This window comes from Palleniella intestinalis (assembly GCF_013166595.1).
Lineage (GTDB): Bacteria > Bacteroidota > Bacteroidia > Bacteroidales > Bacteroidaceae > Prevotella > Prevotella intestinalis.
Genome location: NZ_JABKKG010000001.1, coordinates 532,853 through 549,710 on the forward strand (window position 1 = coordinate 532,853; position 16,858 = coordinate 549,710).

A 16,858-nucleotide genomic window follows, 5' to 3' on the forward strand; every position below is an offset into this window, starting at 1 on the left:
TGTGATAAAGCGAATAGTTACAAAAATCGGCAACATCTTCTGTGTGGAAGTGGATAGCAAGCACAAGAGATTCTTTCAGTATGTAGCAAATGACTTGTCACAATTGAATAGTTCTGTCATCAGAGTATTTAAAAGGAAATATACAATTGACTATACTCCTGACATGGATGATATTGTAAATGATGAAGTGGATTTCTATGCACATACAGTCTTGAATGTAGGAATAAGAACTAATACTTGGTATAAAATTGGAACAAATAAAAATATAGGTGATACAGAACATATCATGTTTAAGCTATACAGCGAAGGGAATATAAGTCATTTGACAAAATCTTATAATTGGTATATCTGGCATATTAACAAAGAACATATTAGAATCGGCGAAATGACCGAGGAATATAGGCATTTGGACTTAGGACTTGTTATTTCTTACGATCAAATAGCAGCAAAAATAAAAACAGGAGAATTTACCATGAAAATGCTGGAATAAACATGCAAAAACGAATAGTAACAAAAATGTATTGTTTTTAGCCAATCAAAATTGATTTGCGAAAAATATAGGATACATTACTCTTGATATTCTATCAATTACAAACAAACATTTTTGAAACATATTTTTATGATAGTTCTCTTACAACCACAAGGCAGGAAAGACGACAAAGAATGTTCTAAAGAACAACATAGGCTTTGTGCGTGGCTACACAGGTCATGAGATGCTTCTGGAGTTCGGACTCATCAACATGAACGGCAGAATCTACGATCCTGCCCTCGGACGCTTCCTCAGCCCGGACAACTATGTGCAGATGCCTGACAACACGCAGAGCTTCAACCGATATGCGTACTGCATAAACAATCCGCTGAAATATACAGATCCTGATGGGCAATGGTTTGGTGTTATCTTTGGCGCCGCCATAGGAGGGCTGTTCAATTGGGCGACACATGGGTTCCAATTCAATGCCAAGGGACTTGGATATTTTGCTATAGGTGCTGTAGCAGGCGCAGTTGGTGGTGGATTGGCTTCCGGCATGAATGTCGCTATGGCAGGCTCATCTTTTTGGACCGGTGTATCCGGAACAGCGACGGGAGTTTCTTCTACAGGCTTTTGGGCAGGGGCTGCTGTTGGTGCAAGTTCGGGATTTGCAGGCGGTTTTATTTCCGGCGCAGGCAATGCTTGGGTTGAGGGACGCAGCTTTGGAGGTGGCTTTATGGCCGGCTTGTCGTCAGGCTTCAGAGGTGGTCTGTCTGGTGGAATATCTGGAGGCATTTCCGGTGGCTTTGACGCTTTAGACAAAGGCACGAACTTTTGGACGGGAAAGGCTAATATCAGCACAGCCGGCGCATATTCTGTCTGTGGGAATCTGCCTAAAGACGTAGAAATCGGCAAAAGCACAATTACAGGAAAATATGTAGGAACATACCAAAATGTACATGTTTACGAAAGCAAGAGATTGGGAAATATCGAAAGTACTTTCAGTGGTGTTACTATTCCTGAACGTGGTATCATAGTAGCAGAAGGTGTATTCACAAGTGGAGCAGAAGCTGGCAAAACCATGATGCAGCACGAGTTCGGACATATTCTGCAATATCGTAAGATAGGTTCGTACGCATATTGGCATGTGATAGCACCGGAAAGTCTTGCCAGCGCATCTTTTTACCCTTCTGGGCATGATACCTTTTGGACAGAGACATGGGCTAACTATTTATCTCAAGGGTATTTTGGAGCAGCATGGCTTGGGGGAGATAAATATGGGTATCCTGCGCAAAATATTAGCATATTCAATGCAGCGAGAATAGCTGCAACAAAAATGTATGGGAAATATGTATCAAAGTCGTTACCATTTATATTGTTCTAAATAACAAATTAATTTTATGGAGAATAGAAAAAATATGTATTGTATTGTGGGTGTCATTGTTTATATATTTTCATCTTGTACATTTCCACCCTATAGCAGAACAAATGTGGAACTCAGCAATTGCACAGGCGATACACTTTTCATGGGTATATCCTTTTGTGATGACATTGACCGCATAGAATATATTGTAAATTCTGGAGAAAATAGAAATCCTATTAGTACATTTGATACTGCAACTATTTTTATTAATAGGGATAAAGTTATCAAGCGGTATACTTTTATATATCCAGATTCACCATGCTCTATGCATATTAACACTCATCTATACAAGAATAAGGATACCTTTTATTTTTCTTAGTAAAAAAGAGCGATATTATTAAATATTCATGGGATGAGATTCGGGCAAAAAAACTATACCGCAAATGTATTATCACAAAAGATGAAAACGGAAATTTTAATAGGAACATAAGATACCAGAATCAGGCAGAGGATTAATCAACAATGAAAACAAATAACATACGAGATAGCAGCAAAACTTATCTCTGCTTGGGATAATCTGCTTTATTATATGTCCTTGACCTACATTCCTGCTATGGAATGCTGGCAGAACGCCTTAAGAATTGACAATAAAGAGGAACTCCGTATTGTCTATTCCGATGACTATGAGCATGTGCAGAAAAACGGTGTCACGCGCGAGTTCCACTATGTCGGCAATAATATCATAATTGTAAGGCAGACAGGCAAGGAGGATATGGTATGCCATAACAGACTATCAGGGAAGCATCCTGTGCATAGTCGACAAGAGTAGAAAGAAGCACAATTGGCTTCATACGTAGCTATACAAGTCCATGAATTACAGGAGGTGGAATCTCTGTTTTTAGAATAAAATTTTAAGATTTAATGAAAGGCAACATCTACATTAAAAAAAAGTATGACGATGAAAATGTTGTAATATACATTCATTTTCAAGGAGAAAATGCAGTCAGACAGATAGAGGTGTATCCGGACAACATTATAAAGTTATCTGAAGAACTGCCTATTTGCGGTGACACTTTTTTATATGACCAAGACTTTTCGGATATAGTGTGGGATTCCGAGGATTTCATTACAGAGAAGGAGTTTAACAAAATATGGAATAAAAACAATGGTTAGATATATAAAAGAAGGTGATATATTTACATTAAGTAATATGTATAGTTTCGCCCATGGTTGCAACTGCGCAGGGGCAATGGGGAAAGGTATAGCTCTTCAATTTCGAGAAAAATATCAAGACATGTATGCCCAATATCGAAACATGTGCAAAGAGAATCTATTTAAACCTGGTGATGTGTTTGACTTCTATTATGGAGAAGGACATATTTATAATTTGGCTACCCAAAAAACATGGCGAAGCAAGGCACGCATAGAATATATAGAGCAAGCATTAACTAAAATGTTAGAATTGGCAGAACGAGATGGAGTAAAACGAATTGCAATGCCTGCAATCGGGGCTGGACTTGGCGGATTGTTATGGAAAGATGTCAAAATCACAATTGACAAAATAGCAGGAAGTCATCAACATATTGAATTAGTAGTTGTTGAATCATTTGCTCCACAATTATCACTGCACCAATAAATAATTCAAATGTTTTTTTGGGGAGTTGGGATTCTTGCTATTATTATGGCATCAACAAAATAAAGTGTTCGAGACGCAGTAAGATGTCTGGGACGATGCGGCGGTAGTAACGATACAATTGGCTTTGTGCGTGGCTACACTGGTCACGAGATGCTGCCGGAGTTCGACCTCATTAACATGAACGGCAGGATCTACGACCCTGCCCTCGGACGCTTCCTCAGCCCGGACAACTATGTGCAGATGCCTGACAACACGCAGAGCTTCAACCGATACGCGTACTGCATAAACAATCCGCTGAAATATACAGACCCAAGTGGGGAATATTTTGGTTTTGATGATTTGGCAGCAGCACTAATCGGAGGATTCATGAATTTAACCATTAATATCTTCCAAGGAAACATAAGCGGGAATCTTTGGTCCATGATCGGTAAAGGAGCAAGTGCTTTCGGTGCCGGGGCTGCTGCCGGTTGGGGTGCGCTTTACCCGGAATTGGGCGGTTGGGCATGGGGAGGTGCTACTCTTGGAGCCACAAATGCTTGGCTATCAGGAGGGACTGGTACGGACATATTTACCGGAGCCATATTCGGAAGCCTGACTTCTTATTTCGGTGGCGCAATAGGACAATGGGGTGCACAATATCTTGGCGGCATTGCAATAAACGGCTTGCAGATCACCAGCCCTTTCCTACAGGGTATGGTATCCGGCGCAATAGGAGGCATGACCAGCGGATGGGCTATAGGCTTTGCTGCAAGCCTGATGCTTACCGGGGATTTCGATGAAGCACTCAATGCCGGTAATAATGGACTTCTGTCAGGCATGGCAACCGGTGCAATTTCCGGAGGTGCAGGCGCAATAAAAATCTCAAGAGACAAGAAAGTAAGTCCATGGACTGGTGAGAGAACACAGAATCACCATTCTTTCCCAAAATTCGCCGGAGGAACTGATGAGCAGGTTCTAACACCGGTTCCAGAGTCGCTTCATAGAGAAATGCATAGAGAAATGAACCAATATTTATATGAAACGAGAACTCCTGATGGACTGTATCACATGAGGCCGCAAAGAGGAAATTCCGGTTCTTTAATTCAGTATAGATTTACTGGTGAACAACGAATTTCTACCATAAAAAACTTCTATGACTTACACCCATTTAAGTATCCTCATGCAAGGTATGACTTTTATATGAATAATGGTATGCAATGGAGACCATGGTAAATTTTAAAATAAGGAAATGATAAGGTACCTGTTAAATATATTTGGTCTGGTAAAGAAACCTGTACCCGCACCTATGAGAAAAGTATATAAATCTGTCTCTAAAGGGAAAGTTGTAGCTAAAATGCTATTTGGTTACGACATTGAATATATGTACAAAACAGTTGATGACGATCCTGGGCTGTGTCCTGTATGCCACACAGCATTGAAGAAAATCCCGAATCCTGAATATAAGATGCAAAAGAAAAAAGGAGATGTATTTTACACTTACGACTCATTCCTTGTTGTCACAGAAAAATTCAAAAAGTTCTGCGAAACAAATGAGTACCTGAACCTAAAATTCACTCCTTTACCCAAATCTCCAGGATACTATTTCTTTGAAGCAAGGAATATATTCAAGGTAGACCCGAAGATGAGCAGCTTCAAGTTCGGCAAAAAGCATGAATGCTGCGGAGAGTATGAAGAAATCACAGTAGAGACATCTTTGTGGAAGGACAAAAATTTTAATACACAGACACAAGATTTCATTTCTCAAACAGACTATTGGTTTAGATATAAAAATCATAAATCTCCAAATATCATCATTGGGGTTGAAACAGCAGGAAAGATGAAGAAATATGGAATTTCCGGAATATATTTCGTAAATGTTATGGGATAAACACTCCATGTCGCAACATAAACATTAAAGTTCGAGTTCATCAACATGAACCAATACTTATACGAAACGAAAACTCCTGATGGGCAGTATCACATGAGACCGCAAAGAGGTAATCCCAGACCAACAATTCAAAACAATTTTACTGTTACTCAAAGATTTTCCGCTATGAAGAATTTCTACGACTTACATCCATTCAAGTATGCCCATACACGATATGACTTTTACATGAATAACGGCATGCAATGGCAATGGAGACCATGGTAACAAAAAACTATACGACAATGATAAGAAAACTATTAGAATTATTTGGACTGAAGAAAAAATCTGAGCCTAAACCTGTGCAAAAAGTTTACAGACAGCCCACAAAAGGAAAAATCGTGGCTCATATTTTATATGGAAACGACATTAATGCTATGTATGGAAGAAAAGGCGATAGAAATCCAGGATTGTGCCCTGTATGTCATACGGTTTTAAAGAAACTTCCTAACATGGAATATAAAATACGCAAAAAGAAAGGAGATCTGTTTGAAACTGAAGATGGTTTTTATATTGTCACAGAAAAAATCAAAATATTCTGCGAAGCTAACAAATATGAGAATCTTAAATTTACTCCATTGCCAAAATCTCCAGGGTACTATTTTTTTGAAGCAGAAACAATATTCAAAACAGACCCTGTGAAAAGTTGGTTTGAGTATGGAAAAAAACAAGAATGTTGCAAACAATACGATTGGGTAGTAAAAGGAACACGCCTATGGAAAGATAAAAACATGCATATATCAACAAATGACTTCATCAGTCAGTCTGATTACTGGCTTGGTGACCCAAAAACAAAATCTCCTTTGATTGTTATTGGAACTGAGACAGCAAGAAAGATGAAGAAATTTGATTTTTTTTGTATATACTTTGATAACGTCATGGGATAATTTACAGTAATATGATAAGGAAACTATTAGAATTATTTGGACTGAAGAAAAAATCTGAGCCTAAACCTGTGCAAAAAGTTTACAGACAGGCACCCAAGGGAAAAGTGGTGGCTAAAGCCTTATATGGTTATGACATAGAATACATGTATAAAAGAGTCGTTGATGATCCCGGGGTGTGTCCTGTATGCCACACTGCATTGAAAAAAATCCCAAACCCTGAATATAAGATACAGAAGAAAAAAGGGGATGTGTTTTACACTTACGACTCGTTCCTTGTTGTCACAGAGAAATTCAAAAGATTCTGCGAAATTAACAAGTATGAGAATCTTAAATTCACTCCATTACCCAAATCTCCGGGGTATTATTTCTTTGAAGCAGGGAATATATTCAAAATAGACCCTAAAAAGAGTTGGTTCAATTTCGGAAAGAAGCAGGAATGTTGCGGACAGTATGAAGGAGTGACTGTAGAGACAAATCTGTGGAAAGACAGAGATTTCCATTTGTCTACACAAGATTTCATTTCTCAAGTCGACTATTGGTTAGGATATAAAAATCACAAATCTCCACTAATAATCATTGGGAGTGAAACTGCGGGGAAGATGAAAAAGTATGGAATTTCCGGAACATACTTTGACAACGTCATGGGATAAACATTCCATGATGTAAAAAGAAATATAAGACAAGCTGCACGTCAGCAATGCTGGGCAAGCTGTGTCTTTGTGGCATAAACATTTTAACCCCTCTATAGCTTATGAAAGATGTTAAGACAATAATACTGTTTGGCGCATTTCTTATCATTATTTGTACAATGTGGTCTTGTACTTCTTGTAGGCAAGATGTAAGATTCAGAAACTGTACAAATGATACACTGTTTATTGGTGTCTCCCATCATGATCATATTGATAGTATTGAAGGACTATTGTTTCCTCATTATAACTCTCTGTATAATGATATTGATACTGCCGAAATTTATCTTCGGACAGAAGCGAATGTTCGTAAATTATTTGTCTATCCTGATTCTTTATGCTCTGTTGACTCCAATTACCTGTATCGAGGTAGTGACACATATTACTTTTTTCTGATAAAATGGAGAGACGCAAAACGATATTCGTGGAATGATATACGAACTAAAAAGCTCTATCGTAAATTGGTAGTCAAAAAACAAAAAAATGGTGAATTTGACAGAAATATAAGATACCCCAATTAAATAAAGTATTAATCCGCAATAAATGCCAATAATACAAATAACATACGAGATAGCAACTAAGCCTATCTCTATCAACCTGTTCAATTGGTGGAGAGTAACAGCAGCAAGGGTGCGTGGGCATATGCCTTCGTTACCGGGTGTCTTTTTCTAATATAATATCCTTTAGCATTATGAATTACAGTAAAACAAATAGAAATTATATGTTGTGCAGGAATTAGCATCCTTTTCATGACATTGTCATGTATGGATCGAATTTCAAGAACTATAGAACACTTCAAAAATTGCACAAATGACACTCTTTTCATTGGCTTATCCATTAATGTTAATATTGATGATAATAGAATATATATTGTATCAATCATCTGCAAGAATCCCTGATAGCGAAGCTGGCACAACACTTATAAAGATTGTCTGATTACTGACCGATATAATTTTGTAGTTCCGGATTCTTTAGGTTCTATCTCTATAAACACGCACAAACTACACAACAGTGACAAATTCTATTTATTCTTAGTAAAACGAGAAGATACGAAGAGATACTCATGGGATAAAATACGTTCCAAAAAGCTATACCGCAAATGTGTTGTCACGAAAGATGAAAATGGAAATTTTAATAGAAATATAAGATACCAGAATTGTGAAAATCATAATATTACAAATGTTAATAATACTTTTAACAATTAGTTCGTGCGTTATAGATACGATACCATTACGGGATAGTGTCAAGAATTGTACAAATGATACGCTGTATATCGACATATCTCACTCTGATACACTTCCAACATGGGAAGAGTCGGATGTTATTAGAGAAGCGACTAATGAAATAAATACAAAAGACACATCTACCATTACAACAGACAGGAAGCAAATCATTTTGACAAAGTATTACCGAGCGTTGCCCAACTCGACCCTACCAGGGGGCGTCCGTTTCGACAGTGAAGGTACATGTTTCCTTTATGTCGTACAGTGGGAAATAGCAACCCAATATACAATAGAAAAAATACGTGACAAACATTTATACGAAAAGAGGGTATTAACTCGGAAAGATTTTCACAATCATATCTATGAGTACAGAATTGACGAATAGCAAAAATGCGAATCAAAAAAAAACATGAAAGTAAACGTGAGTTAGACAACTTTATAGTAAAAAAAAACGCTACAATATGGAAGAAAAAATATGCAAATGGATTCAGCGCATTGCTGAACAGGAACAAGTGCCAACAGACATCATCGCATTCAATTTTGGTATATTTGAATCAGAAAACGGATATACAGTTTATCTGATTGGTTCGAAGGAATATGATGCCAATGATGATGATTGGGCATGTAATGATGATTTTGAACCGAAAGAAAAATATTTGGAACTGTCATGCCAACGTGTTAGAGATATGGCATGGGAAGAATTCCAAAATAGTGTTATACTAACAATAGCAGACTGCATTGGTAATGCAGATGAACATATTGCTAATTTATTTGATAACAGAATAATCACGGCAGGCTTTGACGATGGAAATCAGACAAGAATCAAATAATCATTTGCCAGATTTCAGACTCAAATTATGTGGTTCACTTGCCTTTTGCACAAGACAGAAAGAATTTATACAAACACTGTCACTCTATAAAACAATATTCCTTGTAAATCAGTCATAAATGAGCGACTGACCTACAAGGAATATTGTTTTATAGAGTTATGTTACCATAATATGGAATTTATACATATCCGGCTTTCTGTATCACCACAGAATGGCAAGTAACAGCTGAATATCATTTCAGTTTTGTGTAGCCATATCCGGAAACTCCGGCAAGCTCCTCCTCTATGCGTATCAGCTGGTTGTACTTAGCGATACGGTCTGTGCGGCTCATTGAACCGGTCTTAATCTGACCGGAATTGGTTGCCACGGCAATATCCGCAATGGTTGTGTCCTCAGTCTCACCTGAACGGTGGGAAGTGACGGTAGTGTAGCCATGACGGTGAGCCATTTCTATGGCATCAAGTGTCTCTGTCAGCGATCCTATCTGATTGACTTTTATAAGGATAGAATTAGCAGCTCCCATGCTGATGCCTTTCTGCAGGAACTTCACGTTTGTCACAAACAAGTCGTCGCCAACCAACTGGCAACGATCGCCTATGGCAGCCGTCAGCTTCATCCAGTTCTCCCAATCATTCTCATCAAGACCGTCCTCAATAGAATCAATAGGATATTTTGTAATCAGTTCCTCAAGATACTTAATCTGCTCAGCCGCAGAGAGTTTCCTGCCGTTAGGGTCTTTCTTCTTGCCATTCTTCAGCTGGCGGTAGTCATAGAACCATTCGCCATTCTCCTGCACGGCAAACTCCGATGCAGCGCAGTCCATGGCAATCTTTACATCCTTGCCCGGCTCATAGCCTGCGTCCTTGATAGCCTGAATGATGCTGTCAAGAGCGTCCTCAATCCCATTGAAAGCCGGAGCGAAACCACCTTCATCACCTACGGCAGTAGACAAGCCACGACTCTTGAGCAACTTTGCCAACGCATGGAACACCTCAGCACCCATACGTACAGCCTCCTTTATCGTAGGAGCACTTACCGGACGTATCATGAACTCCTGGAATGCGATAGGAGCATCAGAATGCGCACCGCCATTGATAATGTTCATCATCGGAACAGGCATTGTGTACGCGTTGCATCCTCCGATATAGCGGTAGAGAGGCAAATTCAACGCCTTTGCCGCAGCCTTTGCTGTTGCCAGAGAGACACCAAGGATGGCATTGGCACCAAGATTGCTTTTTGTCGGAGTTCCGTCCATGTCAAGCATCTTGTGGTCTACAGCACGCTGGCACAGGGCGTTACAGCCTTTTAGTGCAGGAGCAATAATGTTGTTGACATTGTCAACTGCCTTCTGCACGCCCTTGCCCAAATAACGGTTTTTGTCACCGTCACGAAGCTCGAGAGCCTCATTCTCTCCTGTTGAAGCACCGGACGGCACTGAAGCACGTCCCATCACACCATTTTCGAGGGTCACTTCCACCTCGACAGTAGGATTGCCTCGTGAATCGAGGATTTCCCTTGCATGAATTTTCTCAATCTTCATAGTCAATTGGTTTTAATAATGAACAATATTAAGCAACTATTGCAAATTAATTTTCAACAGTCACTTCTAAAAGAACATTTAAGCTATATTCACGTCAAAGATTTTTACAACGCTCTTTGGCGTACAGCCTCAAACATAAGTATCGCTGCCGATACTGAAACATTGAGCGAATCAAGCTTGCCAAGCATAGGAATGCGTATGTGCGCATCCGCCGCTTCGCGCCATTGGGATGTGAGCCCTGTTGACTCTGTTCCCATAACAATAGCTGTTCCACCGGTCATCGGCGTGTCGTAGTACAAGCGTGAATCCTGCAATTGGGCGGTAAGAATCTGTATGTTGTGCTGTTTCAGAAAGGAAATGCACTCCTCAGACGTACATGCCACTGTCGGCACGGTGAACACCGCACCTATGGAGGAGCGTATGAGATTAGGATTGAAAAGGTCTGTCAGAGGGTCGCAGACTATCACCGCATCAGCCTTTGCTGCATCAGCACTGCGCAGAACAGCACCAAGGTTGCCAGGCTTCTCTACACTTTCAAGGACAATCACCAGTGGATTCTTCGGCAAAGAAAGGTTTTCAAGAGTATTACGGCGTGCTCTTATCTCTGCTATAACACCCTCTGTCGTACCACGACAGGCGACCTTTTCGTAAAGTGTCTTGCTTATATTTATGCAAGGAATATCACGGCAACTGTTCGGAAAAGACGCAAAGAAACCATCAAGTTCACTTTCCCCAACAATATCCGGACAGCAATACAAAGTGGCTATCTCGTACCCGGCATTTACGCAATGCAACAATTCCCGTTGACCCTCTACAACAAAAAGTCCACATTTCCTGCGTTCAGAACTCTTCTGCTGTAACAAGAGGAGATGCTTTATCCTTGGATTTTGTGCTGATGTTATTATTTCTTTTTGCATATCATATAATATTAAGCAGGGAAACAAAAAGCAATAAGCATACCGGACAGATTAGCAAGGACACAAATCCTGCAAACTGTGGTATGCTTATATGGTGACGAAGTAATCTCCAGACCACATCCATCTGCCTATCAATAATTTACTTCCTGTCTTTATCTCTCTTAACGAGACACTTCCAATACTTAGAATGGAAGGTCATCGGTGCTGTCACTTGACGCTGCCTGTGAGAATGGGTCAGCAGCAGGAGCAGCGGCAGGCTCTGCAAACGGAGGCATGTCACCGGTCACAGGAGCAGTATTGGCAACAATCTGGCGCACATCAAAAGCTCGTATATTATTGAACCAGCGACCCTGATATTCGTGTGCATCTATATCAAAAGAGACATTAATCTCTTGACCAACCTGAATATTAAAACGTTGAATTCTGTCTTCACCGAAGACATTAAACACCATTTTGCGTGGATAATTATCGTGTGTCTCAATAACATAATCCTGTGAAGCCCATGTGCCACGAGCACTCTCGCCGGTACGCTTTTCCGCTGCATAAATTACCTTACCTTGTAATTCCATAATCGATTCTTATATTTCTATTTTTACTTTATTAAATTAATTCGGTTAGATTTCCTGAATTCGTTTGCGAAATTACTAAAATATTTTTAAAAGGGAGGGAAATTAATATCGTTTTTTTGTTTTATTATAAATAAATGCGTAAATTTGTACCTTGAAGAACAAAAAACAACAACTAAAAAACAAATATACAATCATGAGATTCACAGTTTCAAGCACAACCCTTAGCAGTCGGCTGAACACACTTTCAAAAGTAATAAACAGCAAGAACTCCATGCCTATTCTTGACTGCTTCCTTTTCGAGGTTCAGGATGGCGTGCTGACAATCACAGCATCAGACAGCGAGAACACGATGAAGAGCAAAATCACCCTTGACGATTATGATACAAACGGTGCTTTCTGCATAACAAACCGCACCATCCTTGATGCCATGAAGGAACTTGCAGAGCAGCCTGTCACAATCGATGTCAACCTTGAGACGCTGCAGACCAAGATTGTCTACCTTAACGGTATGTACAACATTGTATCGCTCTCCGCTGACGAATATCCACGCACCATTGCCATGCAGGATAACGCCACTGTGATTACCATGCAGTCAAGCATCATTGCTGAAAACATAGCACGCTCTCTGTTCGCCACAGCGCAAGACGAACTCCGTCCTGTGATGAACGCTATTTATTTCGACCTTAAGCAGGACAGCCTTGCCATTGTTGCCAGCGACGGACACAAACTCGTGCGCAACCTCAACTTCACTGTGAAGAGCGAGCAACCGGCATCATTCATCCTGCCAAAGAAACCGGCAACGCTGCTCAGAAATGTGCTTGCAAAGGATGATTCTGAGGTCACAATAAAGTTTGACAACCGCAATGCGGCAATCTCTTACACAGACGGCACACTCATCTGCCGCCTCACAGAAGGACGCTACCCTAACTATGCCAGTGTGATTCCGCAGAACAACTCCAACAAGATGACCATCGACCGCAAGGTATTGCTTGGTGCACTTAAGCGTGTACTCCCTTTTGCAAGCGATGCAAGCCAGCTTGTACGCCTCCACATTGAAAGCGGAAGAATCGAAATCAGTTCTGAAGACATTGATTTCTCAACAAGTGCAAAGGAAGAGTCCATCTGCGAATATGACGGCATCCCTATGAACATCGGATTCAAAGGCACCACACTGACAGAGGTGCTTAATAACCTTGACAGCGAGGAAATCATCATGGAGCTTGCCGACCCTGCACGCGCAGGACTCATCATCCCTGCACAACAGCCTGAGAATGAGGACATCCTCATGCTGCTCATGCCAATGCTCCTCAACGATTAACACAAACAAAAAAACACAGAACAATTTGAGGCATGGCGTTATCCAGGCCTCATTACAATAACCATTTGACAAAGGAAATGCGACTGAACCTTACACGTCCGCTTATAATCTTTGACCTTGAGACAACAGGTCTTGATTTGGCTAAAGACAGAATAATTCAGATATCATATATAAAAGTTGAGATTGACGGGACAGAAAAGCCCGTCAATCTCTTTGTAAATCCACAGCAGCCTATACCGGCTCTGGTACAGCAACTGACAAGCATCACCGACGACATGGTCAAGGATGCCCCAACATTCAAGCAAATAGCTTCCCAACTGGAGGCAGAGTTCAAAGGATGTGACATCGCCGGATTCAACTCCAACAAGTTTGATGTCCCTCTGCTTGCCGAGGAATTCCTGCGCGCAGGTATAGATTTCGACTTTTCAAAGTCACGCCTCATCGATGCAAGCATCATCTTCCGAAAAATGGAGCGACGCAGTCTTGCCGCCGCTTACAAGTTCTATTGCGGAAGGAAAATGGAAGAAGACTTCCAGGCTCACCTTGCCGATCAGGATACTGCTGCCACATGGGCAGTCCTCCAAGGGCAGCTTGACATGTATGCTCCAGGCAAACAGGAAGAGGAAGAGCGCCAGCTTGAGAACGACATGGACAAGATTGCGGAGTTCTGCAATGACCTGCAGAACGTGGACTTTGCAGGACGCATCGTTTGGGCGGAGGCTGCTGACGCTGACGGAATAATAAAAAGGACTGAAGTATGGAATTTCGGAAAATACAAAGGACAGTCCGTTGCCGCAACAATCAAGCGTGACCCGGGATATTTCTCTTGGGTTCTTGGCGGAGATTTCACCCTCAACACCAAGCAAGTGCTCACACGCATCAGACTTCGAGAATTCCAAAACAGACAAAAATGATACAACGACTTGCCATTCTTTTCCTTCTCATTGCCAACTCCGTGCTGCTTCCCCACAGGCTCTTTGCACAGGAGTTGCAAGTGAAAGTGAACATCAACCATGCCCAGATTCAAGGCACGGACGCTTCTGTTTTCGATGACTTGAAACAAGCAATGGAAGATTTCATGAACGGAAAACAATGGACAAGTCTTCAGTTTCAGAAGAATGAGCGCATACAATGCACGTTCAACATTACCTGCACTAAGTACGAAAAAGACGCAGGAACATTTACATGCAGTGCGCTAATCCAAGCAAACCGCCCTGTCTACAATTCATCCTACAACTCCACATTCTACAACAACAGCGACAAGAACTTCATATTCAAGTATATGCAGTTCGACCAACTGGACTTCAACGAAGAGAATGTTGACAACCAATTGACAGCACTTATGGCTTACTATGCCTACCTCATCATCGGCATGGACCTTGACACATTCTCACCGAAAGGAGGCGAGGAAGTCCTGCAAAAGTGCATGTATCTTGTCAACAACGCACAAACACTGGAGTATCCCGGCTGGAAATCCTTTGAGGACGACAGAAACCGTTTTGCAATAATCAACGACTACCTTGACGGAGGAATGGAACCTCTGCGGATGTTCCAATACAACTACTACCGTAAAGGCTTTGACGAAATGGCTAACAATGCCGAGCGCGGCAGGACGGAAATATCCTCTGCCATACAACTCCTGCAGGAGGCGCACCAAAACAAGCCGCTCTCCATGCTGCCACAGATATGGACAGACTTCAAGAAGGATGAGTTCACAAGCATCTATAAGGGCAAAGGCACACAGAAAGAAAAGGAAGCTGTCTACAACATACTGTTCGGCATTAACGCCTCCCTAAACAGCACTTGGGAAAAAATAAAGCAATAATAGTGCTTCATGCAATAACAGAAAGCTTTATATGATCACAAACTTATCCATAAACAACTTCACACTCATTGACTCGCTGGACATCGATTTCCAACGAGGTTTCTCGGTCATCACGGGAGAAACGGGCGCAGGAAAGAGTATTATCCTCGGAGCATTGTCTATGCTGCTGGGGCACAGGGCAGACTCCAAATCGGTAAAGGCCGGCACACAGCGTTGTGTCATAGAGGCTCATTTCAACATAACAGGCTACGGTCTTGAACCGTTTTTCGAGCGAAACGACCTTGACTATGACAGCACAGACTGCATCCTTCGCCGCGAACTGACCGCAGCGGGCAAGTCGCGGGCATTCATCAACGACACTCCGGTGTCATTGGCGGTGCTACGCGAACTAAGTGAAGGACTTGTGGACATTCACTCACAGCACCAGAACTTGTTGCTCCGTGATGCCGATTTCCAGCTTTCCGTGGTGGACATCATAGCAAAAAACGACAAGGAACAGGCTGCATACAGCAAGGCATTCAAGGCATATACCGAGGCAAAGAAAAAACTTGCCGAGATGCAAAAGCAGATGGACGAAGGGCGCGAGCAGGAAGATTTCATGCGATTCCAATTGCAAGAGCTTGACGAGGCTGACCTCTCCGATGCCAACGAGCAGGAAGAACTGGAAAAACTCTCTGACAGCATGGAGCATTCGGAAGAGATAAAATCGGCACTCTACTCTGCCACCGATGCCCTTAACGGTGATGTTGCCGGAGCTATACAGCAACTGAGGGTGGCAAGCAACGCCATAAACACAATATCATCCATATTCCCTTCCGTGCAGGAAGTGGCAGAACGTTTGGACTCAGGATATATAGAACTCAAAGACATCTCCGGCGAACTGTCTGCCCTGCTTGACCATGTAGACTTTGACCCACGGGAACAGGAACGCATCAACGACAGACTTGACTTGCTGTACACTCTCGAAAAGAAGCACCACTGCAACGACATCCAATCACTTACAGCCCTGCGTGACAACCTACGTGAGCGTCTTTCGCTGATTGACAATAGTGATGAGGCTGTCATGGAGCAGGAAAAGATTGTGCAGGAAACCAAGGAAAAGGCAGAAAAATGCGCCGCAGCACTGACATCGACAAGACAGAAAGCCGCAAAAACGGTGGAGGCGGAAATGCACAAACGCCTTGTTCCTCTCGGCATACCAAAGGTGCAGTTCATCATAGACATCAAAGAAACCGAACTCACCCACTCCGGCAGCAATAGCGTGACATTCCTTTTCAGCGCAAACACAAGCACTGCGGTGCAGCCGGTCAGCCAGGTTGCCTCCGGTGGTGAGATAGCGCGTGTCATGCTGTCACTCAAAGCAATGATTTCCTACGCCGTCTCCTTGCCGACAATCATCTTTGACGAGATAGACACAGGAGTATCAGGCAAGATAGCGGAGGCCATGGCTCACATCATGAAAGAGATGGGAGACTGTGGCAGACAAGTCATCTCTATTACCCACCTTCCACAGATTGCTGCCCTCGGAAGCGAACATTACCGTGTGCAAAAGGCTGAGACAGAGGAAGGCACACGTACACGAATGACACATCTCACACACGACGAGCGCATTCAGGAAATAGCACAGATGCTGTCAGGCTCATCCGTTTCCGAAGCTGCCATACTGCAAGCACGTGAACTTTTAGGATAAAA

At 41.9% G+C, this 16,858-nt stretch carries 17 protein-coding genes and 1 pseudogene; 14 read left to right on the forward strand and 4 right to left on the reverse strand.

Features of this window, described 5'->3' with window-relative positions; genetic code table 11:
* The first annotated feature begins 1 nt into the window (after position 1).
* The 10 genes from HPS57_RS02245 to HPS57_RS02290 all read left to right on the forward strand — a co-directional run bounded on the left by HPS57_RS02245 (position 2) and on the right by HPS57_RS02290 (position 8,997).
* Complete coding sequence (locus HPS57_RS02245) at positions 2–490, forward strand: Imm26 family immunity protein (RefSeq protein ID WP_216653359.1); 489 nt, start codon at positions 2–4, stop codon at positions 488–490.
* A gap of 199 nt (positions 491–689) precedes the next feature.
* Positions 690–1,853: an RHS repeat-associated core domain-containing protein gene (locus tag HPS57_RS02250; RefSeq protein WP_369811423.1), complete on the forward strand. Its 1,164-nt coding sequence runs from the start codon at positions 690–692 to the stop codon at positions 1,851–1,853.
* A 568-nt stretch (positions 1,854–2,421) separates the two neighbouring features.
* Positions 2,422–2,661 (forward strand): hypothetical protein, encoded by a 240-nt coding sequence (locus HPS57_RS02255; RefSeq protein ID WP_172179755.1) that lies wholly within the window; start codon positions 2,422–2,424, stop codon positions 2,659–2,661.
* A 92-nt stretch (positions 2,662–2,753) separates the two neighbouring features.
* Complete coding sequence (locus HPS57_RS02260) at positions 2,754–3,005, forward strand: hypothetical protein (RefSeq protein WP_172179757.1); 252 nt, start codon at positions 2,754–2,756, stop codon at positions 3,003–3,005.
* On the forward strand, positions 2,998–3,468 hold the full coding sequence (locus tag HPS57_RS02265; protein WP_172179759.1) for a macro domain-containing protein: 471 nt from the start codon (positions 2,998–3,000) through the stop codon (positions 3,466–3,468). The genes HPS57_RS02260 and HPS57_RS02265 overlap by 8 nt, the downstream gene beginning before the upstream one ends.
* A gap of 126 nt (positions 3,469–3,594) precedes the next feature.
* Positions 3,595–4,680, forward strand: coding sequence for an RHS repeat-associated core domain-containing protein (locus HPS57_RS02270; RefSeq protein ID WP_369811424.1), 1,086 nt, complete (start codon positions 3,595–3,597; stop codon positions 4,678–4,680).
* Between the two features lie 73 nt (positions 4,681–4,753).
* Positions 4,754–5,335 carry a hypothetical protein gene (locus HPS57_RS02275; RefSeq protein WP_172179761.1) on the forward strand — a complete coding sequence of 194 codons (582 nt, stop codon included), beginning with the start codon at positions 4,754–4,756 and terminating at the stop codon, positions 5,333–5,335.
* 281 nt (positions 5,336–5,616) lie between these two features.
* Positions 5,617–6,258 carry a hypothetical protein gene (locus HPS57_RS02280; RefSeq protein ID WP_172179763.1) on the forward strand — a complete coding sequence of 214 codons (642 nt, stop codon included), beginning with the start codon at positions 5,617–5,619 and terminating at the stop codon, positions 6,256–6,258.
* A gap of 11 nt (positions 6,259–6,269) precedes the next feature.
* Positions 6,270–6,908 carry a hypothetical protein gene (locus HPS57_RS02285; RefSeq protein WP_172179765.1) on the forward strand — a complete coding sequence of 213 codons (639 nt, stop codon included), beginning with the start codon at positions 6,270–6,272 and terminating at the stop codon, positions 6,906–6,908.
* A 1,720-nt stretch (positions 6,909–8,628) separates the two neighbouring features.
* A complete protein-coding gene (locus HPS57_RS02290) occupies positions 8,629–8,997 on the forward strand; it encodes a hypothetical protein (RefSeq protein WP_172179767.1) in 369 nt (122 codons plus the stop codon).
* Positions 8,998–9,229: 232 nt separating this feature from the next.
* On the opposite strand, the gene eno is transcribed toward HPS57_RS02290, so the two are convergent.
* The 4 genes and pseudogenes from eno to HPS57_RS02305 form a co-directional block, all read right to left on the reverse strand.
* The gene (gene eno, locus HPS57_RS02295) at positions 9,230–10,537 is read right to left on the reverse strand and encodes a phosphopyruvate hydratase (RefSeq protein WP_172179769.1); all 1,308 of its coding nucleotides are present in this window, start codon (positions 10,535–10,537) and stop codon (positions 9,230–9,232) included.
* 104 nt (positions 10,538–10,641) lie between these two features.
* A complete protein-coding gene (locus HPS57_RS02300) occupies positions 10,642–11,454 on the reverse strand; it encodes a TrmH family RNA methyltransferase (RefSeq protein ID WP_172179771.1) in 813 nt (270 codons plus the stop codon).
* A 32-nt stretch (positions 11,455–11,486) separates the two neighbouring features.
* A pseudogene (locus HPS57_RS14595) lies at positions 11,487–11,578 on the reverse strand (transporter); the annotation flags it as partial.
* Between the two features lie 58 nt (positions 11,579–11,636).
* Positions 11,637–12,023 carry a DUF3127 domain-containing protein gene (locus HPS57_RS02305; protein WP_172179773.1) on the reverse strand — a complete coding sequence of 129 codons (387 nt, stop codon included), beginning with the start codon at positions 12,021–12,023 and terminating at the stop codon, positions 11,637–11,639.
* A 193-nt stretch (positions 12,024–12,216) separates the two neighbouring features.
* Here HPS57_RS02305 and dnaN point away from each other — a divergent pair, with 193 nt between their 5' ends.
* The 4 genes from dnaN (at position 12,217) to recN (ending at position 16,856) form a co-directional block, all read left to right on the forward strand.
* Positions 12,217–13,341, forward strand: a complete 1,125-nt coding sequence (gene dnaN, locus HPS57_RS02310) for a DNA polymerase III subunit beta (RefSeq protein ID WP_172179775.1) — start codon at positions 12,217–12,219, stop codon at positions 13,339–13,341.
* Between the two features lie 77 nt (positions 13,342–13,418).
* Complete coding sequence (locus HPS57_RS02315) at positions 13,419–14,255, forward strand: 3'-5' exonuclease (RefSeq protein WP_172179777.1); 837 nt, start codon at positions 13,419–13,421, stop codon at positions 14,253–14,255.
* Positions 14,252–15,166 carry a type IX secretion system protein PorD gene (gene porD, locus HPS57_RS02320; RefSeq protein WP_172179779.1) on the forward strand — a complete coding sequence of 305 codons (915 nt, stop codon included), beginning with the start codon at positions 14,252–14,254 and terminating at the stop codon, positions 15,164–15,166. The genes HPS57_RS02315 and porD overlap by 4 nt, the downstream gene beginning before the upstream one ends.
* Before the next feature lie 31 nt (positions 15,167–15,197).
* Complete coding sequence (recN, locus tag HPS57_RS02325; RefSeq protein ID WP_172179781.1) at positions 15,198–16,856, forward strand: DNA repair protein RecN; 1,659 nt, start codon at positions 15,198–15,200, stop codon at positions 16,854–16,856.
* Positions 16,857–16,858: the final 2 nt, after the last annotated feature.